The sequence below is a fragment of the Caldivirga sp. genome (assembly GCF_023256255.1).
GTDB lineage: Archaea > Thermoproteota > Thermoprotei > Thermoproteales > Thermocladiaceae > Caldivirga.
In genome coordinates this window covers 1-5,170 of the sequence record NZ_JAGDXD010000035.1, presented here as the reverse complement: position 1 = coordinate 5,170, position 5,170 = coordinate 1, and the positions used below count along the sequence as shown (strand labels likewise).

Sequence of the window (5,170 nt, the reverse complement as noted above, 5' to 3'; positions counted from 1 at the left end):
GATGTGCCGTTAGCGTAAATTGTGGTTGCAGACACAGTGACGCTTACTGGCAGTGGCTGGGCTAGTGTACCATTGCTGGTGGTTACTGTTAAGCCAACTAGGTTATTACCGAAGAATACTGCAACGGTTTGGTTGGCTAATGGCCTACTGTTCCAGTCCTGCACCATACTTAATGGGGCGTAGTACACTGTCACAGTGAATGTTCCAGCCAACGTAGTCTTAACGTACTGGTCACCATCAGTGGTTGGGAATGTCATACCTTTATCAACCCAACCACCAAGCTCCTTACCAACAAGCCTGGAGTAACCACTGCTCACTGACGCTTGGGTTACAGTGGCATTAGTGCCTGCGTAGAGCTCTAGGAATGGTATGTAGATGTTGGCTGAACTATTGGCCACTATTGGCTCAATGAAACTCTGCATTGCGCTTAACGGTAATTCACCAGTGTAGCCATTCACGGTTACTGGCTGGCCAGCGTAGTTGTATAGGTAGAACACGAAGGCCTGCGTATATGATGTGTAGGTTACGATGTACAGGTACTTCACGTAGTAGGTTATGCTTAAGTCCATTGATGGTTCAACAAAGGCCATTATACCCGTAGGTGTCATTTTACTCTCTAATGCTGAAAGCACCCCGGTGGCATTCACTGAGAATGTTGAACCATAGACATTCTGCACCGGTATCAGTGTTATCATGCCGAACGGTAACTGCACTGGTGATGGGAATGTCATTGAGGTTATCTTGGTGCCGTTAACGTAGTAGACGAAGCCGGTTGCATTCACTCCAGCAGTCACGGTGGCGTACGGTATTGGTGACGGTGGAGTCATGGTGTTGTAAACCTCAATGCCCTCAAGGTACACTGTGGGTAACGCCAGCATGTTACCTGACACATCAGTTCCACTTAACGGCATACCCTCTACTACACCGTATAGTGCGTAGAGTGGCCAGAAGCCTGCACCAGTACCGAAGCCGACTCCAGGCACGCCCTCACTCATATCACCAGTCATAGTAGCAGTCACTGTACCTGGTGGCAGTGAACTCACGTAGATTGTACTCCAGTTGCCTGTTACGTTGTATGCGTTCAGTACTGTGAATACTGAGGCGTTAACGTACGGTAGCGTCACTATGGCGTTGGTTGGGGCGTAGCCAGTCACCATTACTGATAGCCAGCTTGGCTGGTTGGGTGTACTCTGTGTGCCAAGCACATACACCCTAGCTATCTTGGCGAAGTACAGTGCATTAGCAGCCTCATTTCCAGTGGCGGCGGCGCCAATGTTAGTAACTATGCTTGGGTAGCTGACTAGTATGGTTGTTAGGTTGTAGGTTGGTAGTATTGGTGTGTAGCCGGCTGTGTTGGGTGCGTATGTCGGTATGTCCACTAGGGCTGACCCACTTGGGCCCACTGACACTAGTAGTGTGAATGGTGAACCGAAGTAGTTGGCCCAGCCTACGCTTGTTGTGGCTGTACCGAAGGGTAGTGAAGTAGCATTAACTGGCACTATGCTCCACCACACTAGGCTCTGGTTGGCACCCATGCCATTAGCGTAAACCGTGGTGCTGTTCCTTGATAGGTAGCCGCCCATTGCAGTTGAGAGCACTGGAGTAGTTTCGAAAGCCCAGCCTGATCCACTACCGTATACTGTTATTATGACGTTCTCACCGGTTATGCTTGCTGTTTTAGCCAATACCTGCGTCAGCAGCTTAGCAGCCGTAGCATTGGTTAACTGGGTTAATATACTTGGTACACTTACGGTGAACGCCATAGGCACCCACCTGCCCACAGCCAGGTTGTAGTACAGTGTTAGGTTCTTCGTGGCAACATCAACAACGTAAGTGCCAGTACTATTAGTGACGAGCAACTGCACCACCGCAGTGGCGTTAATTATGCTGCTACCTGGCTCAACATACACGTAAGCCTCAAAGGTCCTTAGGGCTAATGCAGCCCTTGATGGTGAGAAGGACACTGTTACGCTACGGTTGAATGATGCGTAGGAGCCAACGGCCACACTTAGTGACGTTGCAGGTAACGTAACCTCAGCAGATAGGGTGTCCAACTTAACTTCACTTGATAACGCTGGTGGCCATAACAGACTGGCGTATGGGCTTGTTACGTACGTTGTGGTACCTGAGAAACTGAATATTGATGAACCAACGGTAACGTTAGTTATATAGGCCGAACCATTCCAGATGAAGTTGCTCATTGGCAGTAACTCAGGCTTTTCACCTGGCGCGAGTACTTCACCGGCTAGGTTTGGTAGGTAGTAGGTTACTAGGGCGTACTCCGAATATGGTGAGGCGTACTTGGAGTAGTCAACACCACTGTAATCGTTGTATATGTAGTCCGTGCCGTAGTGGGCTATGTCCACTGGGCTAATGGTGTAGGCTTTGCTAATGGTTTCGAATGGCGCCAGTATGGTGCCTAGGTAACTCTGGGCCCATGATATTATACTACCTGACACAGTGTTGCTTGGTATAAGTACCTTGAATAGTGAGTCGTAGAATGTTAATGCCACGACTGTGTTAGGTACATTGTAGCCTAGGCTCTTACTCTTAACGCTTATCAAGGTTGGGTAGACACTGCTGACTATTACTATTGAGTTTGGCGGTACTGATACTGCCTGTCCACCAACGTATACTGTGTAGCTTGAGACGTACTTTATGGTGCCGTTAGCGTACACTAGCGTTATCATGCCTGGTGGCGGCACTATTAGGTTACCGCTGAATACTTCGTAGCCTAGGTAGAATGCCTTACCGTAGAACACTTGCCCAGGCATGAAGAGCCTGGCTAAGTAGCCCTCGGATGCCTTACCGTATGGGTATGATGGGATCTTGAATATTGCGTATGGACTACTGCTTGAGGCGTTGGCTAAGTATACTGCGGTTAGTAGGTATGACTGGTTGTTAAGTACATCACTGTATAATCCCTCACCCAACGCTATTGATGTTAAGTTATAGAATATGCCAGCTAACCTAGTGTAGAGCGGCTTCGCCCCAGCAATACCCATTGTTCCGAAGAAGGTTAGGTTCCAGGCATCACTTGGATACTGATACCATACGCTAGCCCCAGCGTATGGACTGTAGGCATCGTATATTGCCAGTGTTGTGTTCATCCAGACTGCCGCACCGGGTAGTAGGCTGGCTGGGTAGACTAACTGGTTGGCTAATACGTTATTCTGTGAGTCAACAACGTAGACCTGCAGGTTCTCAACGTAGACTGGTAGTAGGAAGGTGTAGTAGCATGAGGTGTTTACTGGTATTGAGTAGGTGGCGTTGTAGTACACTGTTAAGCCCTCATCAATCTGGCCCCTGGTACCGAAGGTGTAGGCAGTTACACCACTTGGTAAACCAAGCCAGGCTGAGTACTGACTGTAGGTCTGGTTCCACAGGTACTGGTAGTAGTTGTAGGTCCAGGTTGACTCAACGCTTGGTGATATTGTCCTAACCCTCAACGCGAAGTAGCTGTTCGGCATAATGTAGCTTGCGTTAATGGGCACGTTCATTATGAGTACAGTACCGTAGTTGGGTAAACCAGTGTTAGCGTTTGGTGCAGGTAGCTGGAAGCCGACAATGTGGCCATTGACATTAACGTACTCAGTGGTGCCGTTGCTGATTCCCTCAAACATCTTCTGTCCAGTCACTGAACTGTAGGCGGCCACAACGAAGCCTGGTAGCGGTGTGGCTGGTGTTGTGACTGGGGTGACTACTTGGAACACTACGTCAATTAACGGGAAGTATATTATGTTAACCACAGTTGACTGTAGGGTTATTGGTGTTGTTATGGCCTGCCTAGTGAATGGGTTAACTGGAGGCATCACGTAGCCGAAGTAGAATAACTTGAAGCTTGCAGTTGGCGTTACCTGCATTACAGGCACATTCCACATATTGACCTGCACTGGGTACTGTAATACTGTGTATGGGTAAGCAAATGCAAGCGATACATTGAATGCGCCGTACGGTGTAGTAACCTGCACAATACCTTGAGTTAAGGTTTGGTTACATAGGTTAACGAAGACGGCCTTATATAGCATTATGTGGACAGCGGTAATACCCTGCTCAGCATAGTAGAAGGGGAATGGAATTCCAGAGTATAAAAAGAATTGCTTTTCTGAGGCTGTGCCGTATAATGTATTGTTAACTAGGGTTGGGTAATACTGTGACGGGTAGTAAGCCTTAAATATTGGGTATATGTAGCCGTATGGTATAGCATACGGTGCGTTGTATACGTTAGTCATTGAGTTATTGTAGGTTGCCTCAAATACTCCTGAACCAACCATTATTGTGCCGTAGTAGAGCTGTAGGTTATAGTAGACTGTTTGAGTGGTTGGGTAGTAGAATGGTTGAACCGTCAACTCGCCAGGAGACGTGCCGACTATTGAAGTTGCGTTGAATGTACCCTGTAGTGTTGGTAACGGTAGCTCAACTACTGGTGATTGGGCTAGGAATCCATTAATTATGTGGACTACCTGTAGTGATGGGAATACTGCTATTGTTAGGTATGAATTATACTGCGTAACGCTTCCAGTGGCTATCGGTGATAATTGCGTTGGTGATGGGCCAACTAGTAACACCGCCTTAAGCTGCTGGGCCTTCTCAAGTATCAGAGGCTCCTGGTTAGTTACGTTTACTCCAGGGGTGTATTGGGTTACCTCAAGGACTGTGGGCAGTAATGACGTCCATACGCCACTAATCACTACATTAGGCGTATTTTCCTGGATAGCCAAGTTAACTAATGCCGATAGGTTAAGTAAAGCTACATCCCATGTACCGTTAGTTGTCTGAAGCTCAATTGTTAGTAGCATGTGCTGTGGTGAAACAGGTTGAGCCTTTGGAGCTGGTGGAACAGTACCAACGAACTTAACAGCCGGTATAGCCACTCCACTTATCAGGAAGCTAATGGGTAATGGACCATAGAGTATCTGAGCATACTGCGGTCCGGTGGTTATTTCAAAGAGTAATGATGCTGTTGGTGAGAATTCGAAGCCTGATGCGGCTATTAAGTTACCCTTAATATCATATATGTCTGGGGCACTCACTGTGATTAAGCCACCTGCAATTACCAAGTCAGGTAAGCCCTCGTAGTGGAAATCAGTAGTTGAAGTACCTATGGGTACGCGGCCATAGCCGTAGCCGTCAAGTGAAGTTATGTTGAAGAAGGCGTCGTAGTGGAAGT

The 5,170-nt window shown here is 47.8% G+C and carries 1 pseudogene; it reads right to left on the bottom strand.

What is annotated here, in order from left to right:
• Positions 1–5,170, bottom strand: a pseudogene (locus Q0C29_RS05770) (hypothetical protein); the annotation flags it as partial.